This is a genomic window from Tropicibacter sp. Alg240-R139 (assembly GCF_900537075.1).
GTDB lineage: Bacteria > Pseudomonadota > Alphaproteobacteria > Rhodobacterales > Rhodobacteraceae > Falsiruegeria.
On record NZ_UNRA01000001.1, the window covers coordinates 185825 to 204882 of the forward strand.

A 19058-nucleotide genomic window follows, 5' to 3' on the forward strand; every position below is an offset into this window, starting at 1 on the left:
CCACGCTTGCGGCCCCCAGACGAACCCCATAACGTCAGCCCGAAACTACCATCACCCAGAGGCCCCCATGCGCGACGCTGCCCCGACCACGATCTACCTCAAGGATTACACGCCCTTCGGATTTATCGTCGATAATGTGCACCTGACATTCGATCTGTCCCCCAGTGCCACGCGCGTCACCTCTCGGATCACTTTCAGCCCCAATCCGCAGGCCAGCGACCGGACGTTTTTCCTGCACGGCGAGCAGCTGAAGTTGATCCGAGCCAGCATCGACGGCCTACCTGTGACACCTGATGTCACCGACAAAGGGCTGACTTGCGACGTGCCCCACACGACCTTCGTGTGGGAGGCCGAGGTCGAGATTGACCCAGCAGGCAATACCGCGCTCGAAGGGCTCTATATGTCGGGTGGCATGTATTGCACACAATGCGAGGCCGAAGGGTTTCGCAAGATTACCTACTACCCCGACCGCCCGGACGTGATGAGCACCTTCACCGTGCGCATCAACGGATCGGAGAAGGTGCTGCTGTCGAATGGCAACCTCACCGAACAAGGGACAGGCTTTGCACAATGGCATGACCCCTGGCCAAAACCGGCCTATCTCTTTGCACTGGTGGCCGGGGACCTGATCAACCACCCCGACCGCTTCACCACCAGATCAGGCAAGGATGTCGAGCTGAACATCTGGGTCCGCCCCGGCGACGAAAACAAATGCGCCTTCGGGATGGAGGCGCTTAAGAAGTCGATGACCTGGGACGAGGACGTCTATGGCCGCGAATACGATCTGGATGTGTTCAACATCGTGGCAGTCGACGATTTCAACATGGGCGCGATGGAAAACAAGGGGCTGAACATCTTCAACTCTTCCTGCGTTCTGGCATCCCCCGAGACCAGCACCGACGACAACTTCGAGCGGATCGAAGCGATCATCGCACATGAGTATTTCCACAACTGGACTGGCAACCGCATCACCTGCCGCGACTGGTTTCAACTGTGCCTGAAAGAGGGGCTGACAGTTTTCCGCGACGCGCAGTTCACATCCGACATGCGCAGCGAACCGGTCAAGCGCATCCGCGACGTGATCGACCTGCGTGGACGCCAATTCCCCGAGGACAACGGCCCGTTGTCGCATCCCGTCCGCCCCGAAAGCTTTGTCGAGATCAACAACTTCTACACTGCCACCGTCTATGAAAAGGGCGCCGAGGTGATCGGCATGCTCAAGACGCTGGTGGGCGATGACGCCTATGCACAGGCGCTGGATCTGTATTTCGACCGCCACGACGGCGACGCCGCCACGATCGAGGATTGGCTTCAGGTGTTCCAGGACGCCACCGGCCGCGACCTGAGCCAGTTCAAGCGCTGGTATTCGCAGGCCGGCACACCGCGCGTGAAGGTTTCTGACGATTGGGTGGATGGCACCTATACCCTGACGCTGTCGCAATCGACGCCACCCACGCCGGGGCAAGACGACAAGCAACCGCAGGTGATCCCTGTCGCCGTGGGTCTATTGGGGCAAAACAGGGATGAGGTCACAGAAACACGCGTGCTGGAACTGACCGAAAGTGAGCAGAGCTTCACCTTTGACAATCTCACCGCCAAGCCAACCCCCTCGATCCTGCGCGGCTTTTCGGCCCCCGTCGTTCTGGAGCATGACACCACCAGCGCCCAGCGCGCCTTCTTATTGTCGCACGACACCGACCCGTTCAATCGGTGGGAAGCAGGCCGGTCGCTGGCACAAGAGACACTTTTGGCGATGATCACCGAAGGGGCTGCAACCTCTGGCGCATACCTCGACGGAGTGCAGGCGGTCCTGCGTGATGACACGCTGGACCCGGCCTATCGCGCGTTGATGCTAGGCTTGCCGGGGCAGTCGGAACTGGCCGCAGCCCTGTATGACGGCGGCACAACGCCTGACCCGCAGGCGATCTGGTCCGCGACCGAAACCCTGCGCCAAGCCCAAGCACAGCACATGCAGGACTTGCTGCCGCGTCTGCATAGCGAGGCGCAGGTGGCCGACGCCTACCAACCCGACGCTGATCAATCAGGCCGCCGCGCGCTTGGCAGCGCGTCACTGTCGCTGATCGCACGTCTGGATGGCGGGGCGCTGGCCGGGGCGGAATACGCCAAGGCCGACAACATGACGCTGCAACTCTCGTCGCTTGGGTGCCTGATCAAGGCAGGCAAGGGACAGGACGAACTGCAGGCCTTCTATGACCAGTGGAAAGACGACCGACTCGTGATCGACAAATGGTTCGGGCTGCAGGTCTCGCTGGCCGATCCCGAACAAACGGCCACAGTCGCGCGCACCCTGACCAAGCATCCCGATTTCAATTGGAAGAATCCCAACCGCTTCCGCGCTGTCTTTGGCACGTTGGCGATGAACCACGCTGGCTTTCACCATGTCGGCGGTGCCGCCTACATGCTGCTGGCCGATTGGCTGATCCGGTTGGACCCGGTGAATCCGCAGACCACAGCGCGCATGTGTTCGGCCTTCCAGACCTGGCGCCGCTACGATGACAACCGTCAGGGTCTGATCGGTGTACAACTCGACCGCATTGCGGCCACGCCGGACCTGTCCCGCGACGTCACCGAAATGATCACCCGCATTCGCGGCGCGTGATCCCCAGATAAGGAGGTCTCTGGATGCCCGTTCTCATCGCGCTTGTGGGCCTTGCTGCAGCCGTTGCCTGGTACGTCATTCGTGCACGCCACGCCGCCCAGACAGCGGGTGATCTACTCGACATGGCCAATGACGTTCGTCTGGCTGCGCGACGCTTCGGCTTTCGCCACCGCAGCGACCTCCACCCGGTCGAGTCGATCGAACGCGCCGAGCTTGCCATTGCGGCCACCGCCATGGCCTTTCAGGATCTTGACGGATTGCCCACGCAAGACCAACGCGATGCGTTACAGTTGCAACTGCGCAAGATGCTGAAACTGGACGCGGAAGAGACAAAAGAGGCGATGGCGCTCTCGCGTTGGTTGGTGGCACAATGTGGCGGGGCAGACCCGGCACTGTCGCGGATCAGCCACAAGCTCTACAAAATCTCGGGCGTCGATGCCCTGCAACCGCTTCTGAGCGTCATCCGGGGCGCCGTCCTACCGGGTGAGGTGCTGTCGACACGCCAGAAAGAGGCGATGGCAGACATCCAACGCGCCTTCAAACTGTAAGGAGCAAGACCCATGCGCAAGACCCTACTCATCACTGGCGCCAGCGCCGGGATCGGTGCCGCCACCGCGCGGCTGGCTGCCGAACAGGGCTATAACCTGGCGCTGATCTATCGCAGCGATCATGCGGGCGCCGCTGCGGTGGCCGAGGCCGCGCAGGCGGCGGGCGCGCAGGTTGTGCTGTGTCAGGGCGACGTGGCGGACCCCGACGACATCGCGCGGATATTTGCGCAAGTGGATGAGACATTTGCCCGCCTCGACGGGTTGGTCAACAACGCGGGTATCGTCGACATGACTGCCAAGGTCACCGACCTGACCCACGATCGCCTTCGGCGGATGTTTGACATTAATGTGATCGGCGCAATGCTTGTCGCGAAAGAGGCCGTCTTGCGGATGCAAGCGCACGGAAACGGTGGATCCATCGTCAACATATCTTCTGCCGCTGCCCGTTTGGGGTCGGCAAACCAGTATGTCGATTATGCTGCATCCAAGGCGGCAATCGACATCTTCACAAAGGGCTTGGGCGAAGAAGTGGCGGCGCAAAACATTCGCGTCAACGCCATTCGACCCGGTTTGATCGAAACGGATATCCACGCCAAGGGCGGAGAACCCGGCAGAGCACAGCGGTTGTCACACCTGGTACCGATGCAACGCACAGGATCAGCGCAAGAGGTCGCAGATGCGGTGCTCTATCTGCTGTCGGATCGCGCGTCCTATGTCACCTGCACATGTTTGGATGTGTCGGGCGGTCGATGATGTCAGAGACCTATTCGTTTGAGCGCCATCACCGGCAGCCACGGACTGTGATGATCCTGATCGCGGTCTATGGGGGACTGGTTGCTTTGATCATCCTGTTCAACGCAGCCTGGTGGATTGTTGGCGGATTGGCTCTGTTCACCCTCCCCACCCTGTGGGATCTTGCCACCAACGCAACCGCTGGTCTGTCACTGGATGGCCGCGCCCTGTCATGGTTCAGCGGCCGCCGCGCGGCCGAGGTTCAATTGGATGAAATCGCCTACCTTCGTTTTGACACCCGCTGGGATTTCTCAATCCGCGTAACCATCTATCTGACCACCGACAAATGTGTGCGTATGCCCTATGACAGCTTGCCCCCCCACCGCCAATTCGAAGAGGTCGCGCAGGCACACGGGTTGCGTGTAGAGCGGCACCATTTCACCATTCTTTAGGGAATATGGCACGTATTGCCGCGAAACTCCTCAAAAGCTGTCCCGAAACATCCCAGCTTAGACACGATTGTGCCGCAAACCAGCGTCAGCTTGAAACGGTCCAATTTTGTTGAACCCGTTTCGGAGCTGTAATGTTTCACCCACCCCGTTTTGTTTCCCGCCACCTTTTGCCCCGCTTGGCGGGTGTGCTCCCGAGCCGTTCGACAACTGACACCCCCACGCCCCCCTCAAAACCTGAACCATTCCGGGCAGAAGACTGGCTGAGCATCCCCGTAACCAACCGATCGGCAAGTGAGGTTTTCGCCCGCGAGCTGCAAAGCCGCGGGCAGTTTCTGGCCCGCCAGGACCGCTGGGACGAACTGGCCGCCGAAATGTCCGCAGCGGATGCCGACAAACAAGTGACCTCGAATGGCACGCCGGTCACGGATCTGTTGGCCTATGGCGCCCGTTCCGATGTCATCCAGGCCGTTGAACACGCCCTCGCTGAGGGGGCGCCGGCCAATTCCGCATCCCTGATTGATGGTGTAAGCGGTCTCGAAGAAGTGCTCAATGAACACCCCGGCGATGCGATGCTCGCGGCTGTGGTGGCTCTGACCCATGTGGACATGGGATGGGCCTGGCGCGGGACTGGATGGGATTCGATCGTACCACGCCTCAACCGCGAGCGCTGTGCAGCGCATTTCGACCGCGCCACTGATGTGCTGGCGCCCTATGCTCGTGAAACCCGGTCCAGCCCGTTTCTGATGGCGGCCCGTTGTGCGCTTTTTGCCGGGCGTCGGATCAAAAACTTGCGCGTAGCTGATGAATACGAACGGCTGATCGATCTGGCTCCCAACAACCACCGCCACATGCGTGCGATGGGAACACAGCTGTTACCACGTTGGTTCGGAACCTATGACGAGTTAGAGCTTGAAGCACGCCGAACGGCCTCGCGCACACAAGGCATCTGGGGCGCAGGTGGGTACGCTTGGGTCTATTTCGACGCCATCGCCATGGACGAAGAGGCCTGTGCCCGCATCGATGTCGAATTTTTCGTGGATGGGCTGCGCGACATCATCAAGGCCCGCCCCGATCAGGAAATGGTCAACCTGCTGGCGGCCTATTGCGCGGTTGCCCTGCGCAACGGCATGGGTCTGGACGAAGGGGCCGATTTTGTTCGCGCACAAATCTGCAGCAACGACCGCTGGCTGATCCGTGACCACATGACCGAAATTCACCCGCTGATCTGGGCGCACGCAACGGATGGCTTCGACAACAATGCACGCATCACCTCGCCCAGCAGGTTCGCTGCACGGGGGCGCGCCGATGCGTTGCACGTGATCGCCGATCTGTTTCGGGACGAGATCAGCCGCGGCCTGCGTGTGACCTTTACCCCGGACGGACCGCGGGTCGAAGCCTGATACACCGCAGACCTCGACGCATTCAGCATTTGGCTCAGATCATGGTCTTTCCGACTTTGACGTCGACAAACAAGGGCACGTGATCTGACGCCTTGGGACTGTCATCGCCGACGTCCTCAAATCGGTCGCCCTCGTATCGGTCGGCGCGCCAGGGCAAACCGTCCAACACGCGCATCGGCACGGGCTTGCCCGACGCATCATCCAATGACTTGGACAAAAGCAGATAATCCAATTGCCGATATTCACGCCCGCCCGCCCAATAGTGCGTCCAGCGATCGTTCTTGGGTAACCGGTCAACGATATTGACCAACTCGGGCTCATTCAAAAGCGACCCAAGGGACGTCGTGGTGCCGCCTCCCTTTTGCGGATAGTCGTTGAGATCACCCAGTACCAAGAAATCTCCGTCAAGATTATCGCCCCAATCCTCGCGAAGGATCGCAGAGACACGTTCGGATTGCTCCAACCGACGCGCGCGCGTCTTTTTTCGCCCGCCCATCATGGATTTGAAATGGTTGCCATAAAGGGTCAAGGTACCGCCATCGACCTCAATTTCAGCCCGCAAACAGTCTCGCGAGAATTTTGCTGCCGTGTTCGCCTCGTTTCTCTCGTGTCTATAGGTACGGACTGCGCCAATCGGTCGGCGTGAGATCAACGCAACATCTATACGACGTGGATCGTTACCATCGACCAGAATGCGGTGCGTGTATCTTTTGTGTTTTGGCCCCCCAAGGAATTCTGAATTGAAGCGATCCAATACGGGAAGGTTTTCGACCTCCTGCAAGCAAATCACGTCAGCGTCCATTTCCTTGATCGCCTTGGCCGTAATCCGCTTGGATCTTGTGTTGAAGATGTCGAACTTGGTGTCGTTGATATCAAACCCACGGGACACATCCCCGACGTTCGATCTGAATTGATATCGGGCGAACAAGTTTTCACAGTTGAATGTAGCCACGCGCAAAGTCGGCATTGTCTTTCTCCAAAATCCATTTCAAATAATTCCGCCATGATACGTAATATGGTGAAAAATTCAAAGTAACCAAACCGTACGCGCCCCTTGTCCAAACCGTCAGAAACGCTTAAAACGCATCCGCCTGCAAACTCTGGAAAACGCCATGCTTGACCTGACCTACGAGACACCGAAAATCAAAACCATCGCCGGAGCCAAGCACGATTGGGAACTGGTGATCGGGATGGAGGTGCATGCGCAGGTTTCATCCAACGCCAAGCTGTTTTCCGGCGCGTCGACCCAATTTGGATCGGAACCCAACTCAAACGTAGCGTTTGTGGACGCGGCAATGCCCGGAATGCTGCCTGTGATCAACGAATATTGCATCGAACAGGCGGTGCGCACCGGTCTGGGCCTCAAAGCCGAGATCAACCTGAAATCCGCTTTTGACCGCAAGAACTATTTCTACCCCGACCTGCCCCAAGGTTATCAGATTTCCCAGCTGTATCATCCCATCGTGGGCGAAGGCGAAGTGCTGGTTGAAATGGGTGACGGCGTCGCGCGCATGGTGCGGATCGAACGTATTCACATGGAACAGGACGCGGGCAAGTCGATCCACGACATGGACCCCAACATGTCTTTCGTGGACCTCAACCGAACTGGCGTCTGCCTGATGGAAATCGTCAGCCGCCCCGACATTCGTGGCCCCGAAGAGGCCGCCGCCTATATCGTCAAGTTGCGCCAGATCCTGCGCTATTTGGGCACCTGTGATGGCAACATGCAAAACGGCAACCTACGGGCTGACGTGAACGTATCGATCTGCCGACCTGGCCAGTACGAAAAGTACCAGGAAACACAGGATTTCGGCCACCTCGGCACCCGCTGCGAAATCAAGAACATGAACTCGATGCGCTTTATCCAGCAAGCGATCGAGGTCGAAGCCCGCCGTCAGATCGCCATCGTCGAAGGGGGCGGTACGGTCGATCAGGAAACCCGCCTGTACGACCCGGATAAGGGCGAAACCCGCTCGATGCGGTCCAAGGAAGAAGCACACGACTATCGCTACTTCCCCGACCCCGACCTGCTGCCGCTGGAGATTGAGCAGGCCTGGGTCGACGACATCGCCGCCAACCTGCCCGAACTTCCCGACGCCAAAAAATCCCGCTTCATCGCGGATTTCGGCCTGACCGACTATGACGCGTCGGTGCTGACCGCTGATGTGGAATCGGCGGCGTATTTTGAAGACGTCGCCAAGGGCCGTTCAGGAAAGCTGGCCGCAAACTGGGTCATCAACGAGCTATTTGGCCGCTTGAAGAAAGAAGACCACGACATCACCGACAGCCCGGTCTCGCCCGCGCAACTGGGTGGCATCATCGACCTGATCGCTTCGGACGCGATTTCCGGCAAAATCGCCAAAGACCTGTTCGAGATCGTCTACACCGAAGGCGGCGACCCGTCGGACATCGTCGAGGCGCGCGGTATGAAGCAAGTGACGGATACCGGCGCCATCGAAGCAGCCCTGGACGAGATCATCGCGGCCAACCCGGCACAGGTCGAAAAGGCCAAGGTGAACCCGAAGCTGGCAGGTTGGTTCGTAGGCCAGGTGATGAAAGCCACCGGCGGCAAGGCCAACCCCAAAGCGGTCAATCAGTTGGTGGCGCAAAAGTTGGGCCAGTAAAAAGGTGCCACCGACTGCATAAAAGGTCCCATGGGCAGCGCAGTTGCGTTGCCCTTTTTCGTTTCCAGTTACATTTTGTCGCTTCATTGCTTGACCGAAACGCTCCCCAGGGCAGAGTGCCAATGTACTCAATCGTTTTTATTAGGGTTCCATGGTCAAGAATTTCTTCCTTGGACTTACTGCCCTGACTGCCGCTGCGACCGCAACCGCCCTGTTTTCCACACGCGACACCCCGCCCACGCATCCGGTCTTGCAGGCAAGCACCCTCCCTCCGCTCATCCCAACTCGCGCATTTTGGGCCAATGCCAACGACACCTGAGATTGGCGTCTCCTACGACGCCAGCCTGATGTCCATGATCTCGGAGAAAACCGGGTCTGAAACTCGTTGTTGAGCATCGGGATTTCGGCAATGGCAGCGCCCAACAACCCAGGGTCGCGGGTCATGGCCAGCGCGGCGGAATATCCACCATAGCTCATCCCCACTGCAACCAGAGCGTCAGTGTCAGCTAATCCCTGATCGACTGCCTAAAGGACTGCATCGGCAACATCTTACCGCATTGCGCGTCAGAATTGGTTGAATCCCAACGTTTGGAACTCTTCACCAAAGCCGGGTGAACCACGAGAGTTCACCGACAACTCTCCATATCCACGATGGATTCGAAACTGAGTGCCATGGCCATAACCGAAATGACCATTCTGCGCAGGTCGCCCGTGTATCCAGACAATCAAAGGAACTCTCACAGCGAGCTGGTGTACCGCATTCACGGCCCTATCAAGGTCGTAGGCAGAATACGCTCCCATGTTCATCGACTAAGTCTATAGCTGCTGCTCGACTGGCAGCAGCGCTGTAATGCCCACCACCAGCTGTTTCCAGAATGTGGCGCCCGGTTCGGTCGCTTTTATGGTGATCTGGTCGGGTTGTTCATAGCGCCATTGCAGGCGCTCGTTGTCATCCAAAGCGATGCGATAGGTGTAATCTACAAGCCCCTGCTCCAGATCGGACAGGATTTCCTGCGCAAACCGTTGGCTTTCCATGAACAAGCCAAGTTCGGCGTTTTGCTTGATCGACCGGGGGTCGAGGTTCAGCGACCCGACAAACACAGTGTCATCAATCACCGCCAGCTTCGTGTGCATGACAACACCGACCTCGGACTCGGCTGGGACCAAGCCAAGCTCTTGCAACGAATCCGCGCGCAATTCATACAGCTCAACGCCCGCCCTCAGCAGGGCCGCGCGATGCCTGCGGTACCCGGCATGAACATAGGCATGGTTGGTCGCCGCCAGAGAATTGGTCACAATCCGTACCCGTACACCTCGCTGCGCCAGATCGGAAAACAGCCGTGCTCCATAGTCCTCGGGCACGAAATAGGGCGTCAGCAGAATGACCTCGCGTTTGGCGTCGCGCATTTGCGCCAACAGCGTTTCCGCCAGGGGACGAGGGCCGCCGCGCACCGGCTGCTTGAGTTTTTGGGGCGGATCAACCACCAACTCGACCTGCCCGCGATAGATCGGAACCGCCGAGGAACCAATCTCGCGGATATAGGGGTTCTCAACCGCGTCTTCATAAACTTGGCGTGCTGGCTTCAATTCCGCAGCCAGTTCGGCTCGGGCGTCGCGCAACTCTTGCGCCGATGCCCGTTCGTAAAGGCTACTCAGCGGCACCGCCCAGCCATCATTCCAATACAGATCAAATTCCTCTCCGATTTCCCTGACCGGTGGGCCAACCACCAACAGGTCAAAATCAGCAAACTCGGAACTAGTGTTGAGTTGGAAATACTCATCCGCAATATTGCGCCCGCCGATGATGGCAAAGGCCTGATCGGCGGTGAAGGATTTGTTGTGCATCCGGCGGTTCACGCGCGAAAATTCTAACGCCATGCCAAGAGGTTTGGGCCACGGGCGCGCCGCTGGATTGTAAATCCGCACCGCAATGTTGTCGTGTGCATCGATCAGGGACAGGCTGCTGTCGTCGACGGTGGTAAAGAAATCATCCAGCAAAAGCCGAACCCTAACCCCGCGATCTGCAGCCTTGAGCAGGGCGTCGGCGATCAAAGCCCCGCCCAAATCCGGTTTCATCAGGAAATACTGTAAATCCAGCGTATCCTGTGCCCCTTCGATCAACCGCAACCGCGCGCCAAGGGCCTGATCCCCATCAGACAGCGGAACAAACCCCGCCTGCCCCCGCGAAAGTCCACGCGCAGAACTCACCAGCGTAGAGTGCGGCGCATCACGCGCTTGAGTGACCGTCGTGTTTTGATCAAGTGGCGCACCCGAACAAGCCTGCAGGCAGACCAACGCTGCGCCAGTCAAAACGCGTCGTAAAGACCCCGATTGCATTATCATGTCCTCGCCTGCTGCCTCGCTCTTCATGCCCCGAAGAGATCATTGAGGAAACCATAGACCGGCCCTTTCCCCGCGAACAGGTCTTTTACCTGCGCGTTAACCTGTTAGATTGCCGCGACACGAAGTTCCGGGAAACACCATGCACCGCTACGAATACAAAGTCGTTCCTGCGCCATCCAAAGGCACCAAAGCCAAGGGCGTGAAAACGCCCGAGGGGCGCTTTGCCCTGACCGTTGAACAGCTGCTCAACCAGATGGGCACTGACGGGTGGGAGTTTCAGCGCGCCGAACTGCTGCCCAGTGACGAGCGCACTGGCTTGACCGGGTCGGTCCAGAACTGGCGCAATGTGTTGGTGTTCCGCCGCGATCTTGTCAGGGATGACACAGATGAAGACGACGCGGTTGCCCAGCCGGTTCCCGGCCCGATGTCCGAACCCGCACCCGTTTCAGCCCCAGCTCCGATTTCGGCCGAGGTCAACGACCCCCCCATGGCCAGCGGAGCCGAGCGAATGCTTAAGGACAACGGCGTCGAAGAGTTGAGCGACGTGTCAGGCATGACCGAAGCTCTCAAGTCGCGCGCCGAAAGCCAGGCCGACGACGAGATTGACGTCGAGCCTGATGAGACGACGAAACGGGACTAGCTATCAATATCCAGGGCCAAGGCGTGAATGCGCGGCACGATGTCGCCCAGGGCAGCGTGAACGGCGCGGTGTCGAGCCACACGTGATCTTCCAGCAAACTCGGCGGCCCGAATTCGTACGTTGAAATGGCTTTCGCCGCCTTCCTGATACCCTGCATGGCCCCGGTGGCTCTCGCTGTCGTCCACAACTTCCAACTCGGTTGGACTAAAGGCGGTTTCCAGCCGATCCCGGATCTTATCAGTCATGCTCATTGTCGTGTTCTTTCCTTTTGTCGCGAATTTTTTTACCGCGCCCTCTTCTATCTGCCGCCACTTAGATTAAACTCTGGCCTCCGAGTCGAGAAGTTGCGTTCGAAAGGTGTCCACCATGGCCAAGTCAGATCCCTTTGGGTTCGATATGTCAGTCTCATCCGCAAAGAAAAAGAACCCGCGCGGACGTCGGGGCATGTCAGGTGCATCCGAAACCTCTCAGCGCCTGTGCGAACATGAAGGGTGTGAAGAGGCCGGTAAGTTCCGCGCACCAAAAGCCCCTGACGTTCTGGATGATTTCTTCTGGTTCTGCCAGCAACACGTCCGCGAGTACAATCTGAAATGGAACTTCTTTGACGGCACCACAGAGGCCGAGCTGAACGCGCAGCAATCCAAAGACAAGGTCTGGGAACGCGAGACCAAACCCATGGGCGACCCCGAAGCACGCGCCTGGGCCCGGCTTGGCATCGAAGACCCGCATCAGGTGCTGGGCGCCAACGGTACTCAGAACAAGGGGCGCACATCGGGTGGCGGCGGCAAGCGCCTGCCCCCGACCGAGCGCCGCGCCGTCGAGATTTTGGAAGCCAAGGACAACTGGACCAAGGCCGAAGTGCGCAAAGCGTACAAGAAGCTTATCAAAGTGCTGCATCCGGACATGAACGGCGGCGACCGCAGCCAGGAGGAACAGCTGCAAGAGGTCGTCTGGGCCTGGGATCAGATCAAGGAAAGCCGAAATTTCAAGTAGCTGCGAGAGGTTCAGAATGGCGCCACTTTCTGACGGGTTTCCGACCGAAGCACCGACGACGCTGCTTGGTACAATCTGAAAACTACTGGGTAGCATCCTCGCCGCACAGCGCGGAGGTGTTACTTTTTGTCATGACAAGATTGAGGAGTGCGCTGTGTTTCAGTTTTTGACCGTCTCGCAGTCACCTGAGGCTCAAGACGAGGATCTTCCAACGCCGCGCTTGAGACAACGGAATTTGCCTTACCTGCTGCCCCGCCGGAAGTGCATCACAGATCCGCCGCCAGTCTCACGGCGGTTCCAGAGACCACAAGCATAAGCATGGTACTGCCAGTCGCACCGATTTCGCTATAGTCCAGACCGACACCGACAACAGCCCCCCCTCCCAACGAGGCAGCTTCGACGCGCAATTCAGTCAGAGCTTTCTCGCGCATGTCTTTGAGAGCGTTTTGAATATTGCCGGTACGTCCACCAACAATATTGCGCACGCCCGTCAGGGCATCTTTTGAAAATGTTCATTCCAACCACAACTTCAGCGGTCACAATGCCGAGGCGATCTTTAACAGGCAGGGTGTGAGCCGTTTCTGTGGTCAACACAATATTGCGCCTAGCGTTCAATCGGTGGTTACTTCGCTTGATCTCGTCCGTCACTTGGCGTCTGCTGGCTTGTTCTTCAGCACGCATTTACTCGACGGACTTACCTTTGCTGGACGCACCAAGATCTATTGAATGACGCTTTCCACAACGCCCGTTGAAGTTGTTCACCCCGTCGACCTGAAGGTCACAATCAATTCACGCGACCAAGAATCCTCTCCTTCTTCGGGCTTCATACGTCAGCTAGGCCCTTTATTGGGGGGAGGTGAAAACCGTCACATGAACGCACCGCTGTCGATTTTCCAAACACTCATCGTGCTCCATAGGAGAGCGAGTGCCAGACACAACGCACCATGATGCAGATGATCTGCGACAACCGGTCCCACTGTGACAGCCGATCCCAAAGAGCTCCCGCACCCGAGCGATCTCGACTTCGTCGGCACCGCTAACGGCTTTGGGCCGGGCGCCGGGCAAAGCCCGGCGCGGTCGCGTCAGGATACGACGTTACGCCCGATTTGCAAGCGCGCGACAGACGCGATCAAACGCGACTGCCGAGCGCAGCGAGGCCCGGCCCAACCGGAGGAGATGTCCCACAAGGGGCATCGCCGACGGGCGGGAGCTTTTCGAGATCACTCCGACCCGACCCCCAAAATGGGCGCGCCCTGCCTTTGACCGGCACGTCGTGTAAGGTCTCGACATGGGTCGAAAACCGGCTCCTAGCCCCCTTGATTGCGCTGCAAGCTCTCCAGAACCTGGTCGATCGAGAAACTGGCGGGTTTCTGGCGCGGCGGATAGTCTTTGAACGTCTCGAGGAACTGTCCCACAAAGGCTTGGGCCGGAACCAAAAGATATGTTCGATCCAGCCGCCATTTAGCATATCCGATGGATTCGTGTTCCGCCCGCTCGAACGGGTCCGAGTAGAGATCGATGATCTTGGGCAACCGCAAGAAAGTTAGCGGTTCCTGCCAGACATCGAACCCGTGGGCGCGTTGCTCGGCGAAAACGACTTTCCAGCGGTTATAGCGCAGGTTCATCAGGTCGCCGCCATCTGAGAAATACAGGAACTCCCGCCGTGGCCCCTCTTCGGTTTCCCCACGGAAATATGGCATGAAATCGTAGCCATCCAAATGCACTGGCTCGTTGCCTTCGCCAAATGGAGCTTCGGTCAACATCCGCTCTTTCATGTCAGTATCACCCAACGCGGACATAAACGTCGGGAACCAATCCAAATGGCTGATGACCTGGTTCGAGCGGCTGCCCGGTTCGATCACACCCGGCCACTTGATCATCATCGGGACACGGAAACCGCCCTCCCAATTGTCGTTCTTTTCGCCCCGGAACGGCGTGGTGCCACCATCCGGCCAACTAAAGACCTCGGCCCCGTTGTCGGTCGAGTACATCACGACAGTGTTGTCAGCGATGCCAAGCTCCTCGAGCTTGTCCAGCATCTGACCAACCATATTGTCATGCTCGACCATCCCGTCAGGATAGACGCCCAAGCCGGTTACGCCTTCGCTTTCTTCTTTCAGATGGGTGTGAATGTGCATCCGCGTGGTGTTGTACCACAGGAAAAACGGCTTTTCTTGCTCGGCTGCGCGGTCCATGAAGTCAAGCGCACCGGCGGTGACCTCTTCGTCAATGGTCTCCATTCGCTTGCGCGTTAGCGGCCCAGTATCCTCGACACTGCCATCTGCTGAGGATTTGATCACACCGCGCGGCCCAAAGTTCTGCCGGAATTCTGGGTCCTTGGGATAATCCGCGTTTTCTGGCTCTTCTTCGGCATTCAGGTGATACAGGTTGCCAAAGAACTCATCAAACCCGTGGTTTGTCGGCAGGTGTTCGTCCAGGTCGCCAAGATGATTCTTGCCGTATTGCGCCGTCATGTACCCTTTGGATTTCATGAATTCGGCAATGGTAGGATCTTTCTCACTGATCCCTTCCTTGGCGCCGGGCAAACCAACCTTCAGCAGCCCAGTCCGAAACCCCGATTGCCCCGTCACGAATGAGGCCCGCCCCGCCGTGCACGATTGCTCGCCATATCCGTGGGTGAACAACATGCCGTCTTTGGCGATGCGGTCGATGTTGGGGGTTTCGTACCCCATCATGCCTTGATTATAGGCGCTGACGTTCCAGTACCCGATGTCATCCCCCCAGATGATCAGGAAATTCATCGGCTTGTCTTGGGCCACTGCGGCCCCCGCGCTTGCAAGGCCAAAGACTCCTGCCAGCAACGTCTTTTTGAAATGGCTTAATTCAGTCATTTTTCTCCCCAAAAACAACATGTGTTGGAATTCTGGGTCGCCGGTGATGTCGTATGCAGGCGACCCGGTTCAATTGGGTGAGTATACCGCGCATCGCCCATCGGTCCCACTGTTTTTGGCCAACAGGACCTTCTGCCCATCGGCGCAGGCCAAAATCTTGCGGAATTTGATACAATCAACGCAGGCGATAAGTCCAGTTTACAACCTTTTTTCAGCGCAGCTGAACGGAACGTCCGGTTCCCCTTGCCCTTGCCCCAAAGATGTTGCACCAAACGCAGGTTCATGCCCCGCTGCAAGGGGCCGAGAGGATAAGGACGACTGGCATGGCTGACGGTTTGATCGACATCAACGCAAAACCCACCGAAGAAATCTCGGTCCGTGAGGTGTTCGGCATCGACACCGACATGACGATCAAGGGATTTGCAGAAGCGTCGGACCGCGTGCCCGAAGTCGACCACACCTACAAGTTCGACCCCGACACCACGATGGCGATCCTGGCCGGCTTCAGCCACAACCGCCGCGTCATGGTGCAGGGTTATCACGGCACAGGCAAATCGACCCACATCGAACAGGTCGCCGCGCGCCTGAACTGGCCCGCCGTCCGGGTGAACCTGGACAGCCACATCTCCCGGATCGACTTGATTGGTAAAGACGCCATCAAACTGCGCGACGGCATGCAGGTCACCGAATTCCACGAAGGAATCCTGCCTTGGGCGCTGCGCAACCCGGTTGCCATCGTGTTTGACGAATACGACGCGGGCCGCGCCGACGTGATGTTCGTGATCCAGCGTGTTCTGGAACATGACGGCAAGCTGACGCTGATGGATCAGAACCAGATCATCACACCCAACCCGCACTTCCGTCTGTTTGCCACGGCCAACACCGTTGGTCTGGGCGACACCACGGGCCTCTACCACGGCACGCAGCAGATCAACCAGGCCCAGATGGACCGTTGGTCGCTGGTCGCGACGCTGAACTATCTCAGCCACGATGCCGAAACGATGATCGTCCTGTCCAAGGCGCCGCATTACAACACCGCCGATGGCCGTAAGATCGTCAGCCAGATGGTGACCGTTGCCGACCTGACCCGGACTGCGTTTATGAACGGCGATTTGTCGACCGTCATGTCGCCCCGTACCGTGATCAACTGGGCCCAAAACGCCGAGATCTTCCGCGACGTGGGCTATGCTTTCCGCCTGTCGTTCTTGAACAAATGTGACGAGCTGGAACGCCAGACCGTGGCCGAGTTCTATCAGCGCTGCTTTGACGAAGAACTGCCCGAAAGCGCCGCCAGCACAAGCATGGGGTAATCAAGCCCGGCGAAACGCCGGGCAGTGCCCGTCCACCCCCATGAGCTGGCACTTCGTTTCCCGCCCGCGGCCGGGCACCGCTCTTTCTCAAAAACTAAGAGAATACTGGACAACGGCTGCCCAAGACGGAATGCTTCTATCAAGGACAGCTTGCGATCATGAAAAAGCCAAACGACAATCCCGCCGATCCGTTCAAAAAGGCCCTAGCCGAGGCCACCAAGGTCATGGCCAATGATCCTGAGCTGAACGTCAGCTATACGGTCGATCCCTCGGGTGTGTCCGGCGATTCCATGCGCCTGCCGCAGGTCAGCCGCCGCATGAACCGCGAAGAGGTTCTGCTGGCACGCGGCACCGCCGACGCCCTGGCCCTGCAACGCAAATACCACAACGCCGAAACCCACGCGCGTTATGCGCCTCCGGGCAACATGGCGCGCGATCTGTACGAGGCAATGGAAACTGCCCGGTGCGAGGCCGTCGGCGCCCGCGATATGCCGGGCACCGCGTCAAACATCGACGTCAAAATCACGCACGAAGCGCTGCGCCGGGGCTATGACCAATGCACCCAGGCCGCCGACGCCCCCCTGCCTGTCGCGGCCGGTTATCTGATCCGCCATCTGGCCACGGGCCGCGACCTGCCCGCAGCCGCCGACAACGTCATGAACCTGTGGCGCGGCTTCATCGAAGAACAGGCCGGCGGCACGCTGGAAAACCTCCAGGACATGCTTAGCAATCAGGCCGAATTCGCCAAATTCGCCCGTCAGGTCATCGACGATCTGGGTTACGGCGACCAGCTGGGCGATGACCCCGACGAGCTGGACGAAGACCAAGAGGATCAGGCCGAAGACAACGCCGACGAGCAACCCGATCCCGACAGCACCGGTGACGACCAGCAGGATCAGGAAGACGCCGACGCCGATCCCGAGCAATCTCAGGAAGAGCAACAGGACCAATCCCAGGCCCAGGTCTCGATGGACGAGATGGCGGATGAGGAGCTTGGCGAAGAGGCCGAGATGCCCGAAGGCGAAGCCCCGCTGGAACCGCCCGCACCACAGCCCGTTTCTGACGCGGACCCCAGCTATCTGGTCTATCTGTCCGAACACGACGAGGAAATCGCCGCCGAGGATCTGGCCGAACCCGCTGAACTCGAACGCCTGCGCGCCTACCTTGATCAGCAATTGGACCCCCTCAAAGGCGCAGTGAGCCGTCTGGCCAACAAACTGCAACGCCGCCTGCAAGCACAACAGAACCGCAGTTGGGAATTTGACCGTGAAGAGGGTATTTTGGATGCAGGGCGTCTGGCGCGTGTTGTCGCCAGCCCAACCACGCCGCTCAGCTTCAAGGTCGAAAAAGACACCGAATTCCGCGACACCGTAGTAACGCTCCTCTTGGACAACTCCGGCTCGATGCGCGGCCGGCCGATCTCGATCGCCGCCATTTGCGCCGATGTTCTGGCCCGCACGCTAGAACGTTGCAACGTCAAGGTCGAAATCCTGGGCTTCACCACCCGCGCCTGGAAAGGTGGACAGGCACGCGAGGCGTGGCTGAACGATGGTCGCCCGCAACAACCCGGTCGCCTGAATGACCTGCGCCACATCATCTACAAAAACGCCGACGCCCCATGGCGCCGCGCCCGCCCCAATCTGGGCCTGATGATGAAAGAAGGCCTGCTCAAGGAAAACATCGACGGCGAGGCGCTGGAATGGGCCCACCGCCGGATGATGGCGCGGCGCGAGCAGCGCAAGATCCTGATGGTGATTTCGGATGGAGCCCCGGTGGATGACAGCACCCTGTCGGTGAACCCGGCCAACTATCTGGAAAAGCACCTGCGCGACGTGATCGCCATGGTCGAAAAACGCAAGATGGTCGAACTGCTGGCCATCGGCATCGGCCACGACGTGACCCGCTACTATGACCGTGCGGTCACTATCACTGACGTCGAACAACTCGCGGGTGCAATGACCGAACAGCTCGCGGCCCTTTTCGACAGCGACCCCCGCGCCCGTGCGCGTGTCATGGGAATGCGCCGGGCCTCATAAGGCCCCGCTTTTCTTCTTGCCAAAAATATCCCGGGGGAGTCGCGCAGCGACGGGGGCAGCGCCCCCTCCCTACTCCTCCAGGATTTCACTGAACGCCTGATAATCCTCGCCGTAACAGTCCGAAAACAGGCCTGTCACATTGCGCGTGCTTACGACCTCGGACCCGTCATCGTTCAGCGACACTTCCCAATAGGTCCGCCCAATGTAAGTGCCCCCTGGGGTGTGGGCATCCGTCACCGAGCACAATGTGGGCTGCCCGTCCTTCTCGAATAGGCGCGACACCCCGGCCTGCCCCGGGTTGCTCGGGTCCGTCATGCTTTCGGTGATGGCCTCGGCTGCGGTCTGGCGCGCGCGTTCCACCAACTCAGCACCCTCCTGCGCCACGGCAGGGCTGACAAGAAACAGGCTCAGGGCAAATACGGGCAAACGGGTCATGCCGCCACTTTACCGAAGGGTCGCGAATTGCCAAGGGCTGCTCTTTCGCGACTGGACATTTCGCCCCCGCCCC

16 protein-coding genes and 1 pseudogene are annotated in these 19058 nt (G+C 58.9%); 10 read left to right on the forward strand and 7 right to left on the reverse strand.

The window, feature by feature from the left end; genetic code table 11:
- Positions 1-67: 67 nt before the first annotated feature.
- From pepN to G6R15_RS00940, 5 genes are all read left to right on the forward strand, one after another.
- A complete protein-coding gene (gene pepN / locus G6R15_RS00920; protein WP_164657908.1) occupies positions 68-2620 on the forward strand; it encodes an aminopeptidase N in 2553 nt (850 codons plus the stop codon).
- Positions 2621-2643: 23 nt separating this feature from the next.
- The gene (locus tag G6R15_RS00925) at positions 2644-3168 is read left to right on the forward strand and encodes a hypothetical protein (RefSeq protein WP_164657909.1); all 525 of its coding nucleotides are present in this window, start codon (positions 2644-2646) and stop codon (positions 3166-3168) included.
- 12 nt (positions 3169-3180) lie between these two features.
- Complete coding sequence (locus G6R15_RS00930; protein ID WP_164657910.1) at positions 3181-3921, forward strand: SDR family oxidoreductase; 741 nt, start codon at positions 3181-3183, stop codon at positions 3919-3921.
- Entirely contained in the window at positions 3921-4352 is a 432-nt protein-coding gene (locus tag G6R15_RS00935) for a hypothetical protein (protein ID WP_240336633.1), read from the forward strand. Before G6R15_RS00930 ends, G6R15_RS00935 begins: the two co-directional genes overlap by 1 nt.
- Positions 4353-4537: 185 nt before the next feature.
- Entirely contained in the window at positions 4538-5752 is a 1215-nt protein-coding gene (locus G6R15_RS00940) for a hypothetical protein (RefSeq protein ID WP_240336634.1), read from the forward strand.
- Between the two features lie 34 nt (positions 5753-5786).
- Here G6R15_RS00940 and G6R15_RS00945 read toward each other — a convergent pair whose 3' ends face one another.
- The gene (locus tag G6R15_RS00945; protein ID WP_205520447.1) at positions 5787-6641 is read right to left on the reverse strand and encodes an endonuclease/exonuclease/phosphatase family protein; all 855 of its coding nucleotides are present in this window, start codon (positions 6639-6641) and stop codon (positions 5787-5789) included.
- 223 nt (positions 6642-6864) lie between these two features.
- Here G6R15_RS00945 and gatB point away from each other — a divergent pair, with 223 nt between their 5' ends.
- Positions 6865-8376 carry an Asp-tRNA(Asn)/Glu-tRNA(Gln) amidotransferase subunit GatB gene (gatB, locus tag G6R15_RS00950; protein WP_164657912.1) on the forward strand — a complete coding sequence of 504 codons (1512 nt, stop codon included), beginning with the start codon at positions 6865-6867 and terminating at the stop codon, positions 8374-8376.
- 141 nt (positions 8377-8517) lie between these two features.
- Here the strand turns inward: gatB and G6R15_RS23075 are convergent.
- Positions 8518-8886: pseudogene (locus G6R15_RS23075) on the reverse strand (alpha/beta hydrolase family protein); the annotation flags it as partial.
- Positions 8887-9192: 306 nt separating this feature from the next.
- Positions 9193-10746, reverse strand: coding sequence for a phosphatidylserine/phosphatidylglycerophosphate/cardiolipin synthase family protein (locus tag G6R15_RS00960; protein WP_164657914.1), 1554 nt, complete (start codon positions 10744-10746; stop codon positions 9193-9195).
- A 112-nt stretch (positions 10747-10858) separates the two neighbouring features.
- On the opposite strand from G6R15_RS00960, the gene G6R15_RS00965 reads away from it, so the two are divergent.
- Positions 10859-11359, forward strand: a complete 501-nt coding sequence (locus G6R15_RS00965; RefSeq protein WP_164657915.1) for a DUF4177 domain-containing protein — start codon at positions 10859-10861, stop codon at positions 11357-11359.
- Here the strand turns inward: G6R15_RS00965 and G6R15_RS00970 are convergent.
- Positions 11356-11610, reverse strand: a complete 255-nt coding sequence (locus tag G6R15_RS00970) for a BolA family transcriptional regulator (protein ID WP_164657916.1) — start codon at positions 11608-11610, stop codon at positions 11356-11358. The genes G6R15_RS00965 and G6R15_RS00970 overlap by 4 nt on opposite strands.
- Before the next feature lie 115 nt (positions 11611-11725).
- On the opposite strand from G6R15_RS00970, the gene G6R15_RS00975 reads away from it, so the two are divergent.
- The gene (locus tag G6R15_RS00975; protein ID WP_164657917.1) at positions 11726-12352 is read left to right on the forward strand and encodes a DnaJ domain-containing protein; all 627 of its coding nucleotides are present in this window, start codon (positions 11726-11728) and stop codon (positions 12350-12352) included.
- 266 nt (positions 12353-12618) lie between these two features.
- On the opposite strand, the gene G6R15_RS00980 is transcribed toward G6R15_RS00975, so the two are convergent.
- Positions 12619-12837: a heavy metal-binding domain-containing protein gene (locus G6R15_RS00980; RefSeq protein WP_306432330.1), complete on the reverse strand. Its 219-nt coding sequence runs from the start codon at positions 12835-12837 to the stop codon at positions 12619-12621.
- Between the two features lie 822 nt (positions 12838-13659).
- Complete coding sequence (locus G6R15_RS00985) at positions 13660-15204, reverse strand: arylsulfatase (protein ID WP_164657918.1); 1545 nt, start codon at positions 15202-15204, stop codon at positions 13660-13662.
- A 323-nt stretch (positions 15205-15527) separates the two neighbouring features.
- On the opposite strand from G6R15_RS00985, the gene cobS reads away from it, so the two are divergent.
- Both cobS and cobT read left to right on the forward strand, forming a co-directional pair.
- Positions 15528-16514, forward strand: a complete 987-nt coding sequence (cobS, locus tag G6R15_RS00990) for a cobaltochelatase subunit CobS (protein ID WP_164657919.1) — start codon at positions 15528-15530, stop codon at positions 16512-16514.
- A 158-nt stretch (positions 16515-16672) separates the two neighbouring features.
- The gene (gene cobT, locus G6R15_RS00995; protein WP_164657920.1) at positions 16673-18550 is read left to right on the forward strand and encodes a cobaltochelatase subunit CobT; all 1878 of its coding nucleotides are present in this window, start codon (positions 16673-16675) and stop codon (positions 18548-18550) included.
- Positions 18551-18619: 69 nt separating this feature from the next.
- Here cobT and G6R15_RS01000 read toward each other — a convergent pair whose 3' ends face one another.
- Positions 18620-18985, reverse strand: coding sequence for a hypothetical protein (locus G6R15_RS01000; RefSeq protein WP_164657921.1), 366 nt, complete (start codon positions 18983-18985; stop codon positions 18620-18622).
- Positions 18986-19058 lie beyond the last annotated feature (73 nt).

What these genes read in the sequence shown, in the direction of transcription:
- cobS (WP_164657919.1), top strand. Translation starts at nt 15,528, where the DNA reads ATGGCTGACGGTTTGATCGACATCAACGCAAAACCCACCGAAGAAATC.
- G6R15_RS00985 (WP_164657918.1), bottom strand. Translation starts at nt 15,204, where the DNA reads ATGACTGAATTAAGCCATTTCAAAAAGACGTTGCTGGCAGGAGTCTTT.
- G6R15_RS00935 (WP_240336633.1), top strand. Translation starts at nt 3,921, where the DNA reads ATGTCAGAGACCTATTCGTTTGAGCGCCATCACCGGCAGCCACGGACT.
- G6R15_RS00925 (WP_164657909.1), top strand. Translation starts at nt 2,644, where the DNA reads ATGCCCGTTCTCATCGCGCTTGTGGGCCTTGCTGCAGCCGTTGCCTGG.
- G6R15_RS00970 (WP_164657916.1), bottom strand. Translation starts at nt 11,610, where the DNA reads ATGAGCATGACTGATAAGATCCGGGATCGGCTGGAAACCGCCTTTAGT.
- gatB (WP_164657912.1), top strand. Translation starts at nt 6,865, where the DNA reads ATGCTTGACCTGACCTACGAGACACCGAAAATCAAAACCATCGCCGGA.
- G6R15_RS01000 (WP_164657921.1), bottom strand. Translation starts at nt 18,985, where the DNA reads ATGACCCGTTTGCCCGTATTTGCCCTGAGCCTGTTTCTTGTCAGCCCT.
- G6R15_RS00975 (WP_164657917.1), top strand. Translation starts at nt 11,726, where the DNA reads ATGGCCAAGTCAGATCCCTTTGGGTTCGATATGTCAGTCTCATCCGCA.
- G6R15_RS00960 (WP_164657914.1), bottom strand. Translation starts at nt 10,746, where the DNA reads ATGAAGAGCGAGGCAGCAGGCGAGGACATGATAATGCAATCGGGGTCT.
- G6R15_RS00930 (WP_164657910.1), top strand. Translation starts at nt 3,181, where the DNA reads ATGCGCAAGACCCTACTCATCACTGGCGCCAGCGCCGGGATCGGTGCC.
- G6R15_RS00965 (WP_164657915.1), top strand. Translation starts at nt 10,859, where the DNA reads ATGCACCGCTACGAATACAAAGTCGTTCCTGCGCCATCCAAAGGCACC.
- cobT (WP_164657920.1), top strand. Translation starts at nt 16,673, where the DNA reads ATGAAAAAGCCAAACGACAATCCCGCCGATCCGTTCAAAAAGGCCCTA.
- pepN (WP_164657908.1), top strand. Translation starts at nt 68, where the DNA reads ATGCGCGACGCTGCCCCGACCACGATCTACCTCAAGGATTACACGCCC.